Source organism: Neisseria sp. HMSC074B07 (genome assembly GCF_001810355.1).
Lineage (GTDB): Bacteria > Pseudomonadota > Gammaproteobacteria > Burkholderiales > Neisseriaceae > Neisseria.
Genome location: NZ_KV800963.1, coordinates 1 through 225, shown reverse-complemented (window position 1 = coordinate 225; position 225 = coordinate 1). Strand labels below are relative to the sequence as shown.

Annotated in this window: 1 pseudogene; it reads left to right on the top strand. The window is 56.0% G+C overall.

Annotation, left to right across the window (positions count from 1 at the left end):
- Positions 1 to 225: pseudogene (locus tag HMPREF2726_RS09220) on the top strand (RHS repeat protein); the annotation flags it as partial.

Sequence of the window (225 nt, the reverse complement as noted above, 5' to 3'; positions counted from 1 at the left end):
TCGACGACGAAGTCATCACCGACATCGAACGCGACAAGCTGCACCGCGAAATCTACCGCACACAGGGTAAACTCGTCAGCCGCTACGAACTCGATCCTTTAGGCCGTCTGAAAAAGCAAATCGCCACCCTCAACGACCTGACGGAAGCCGGCAAAGGCAAAACCAAAGTAGCGGAGGGTTATACCCAAACTGCCGTCAAACGCAGCTACGGCTACGACCGCACCG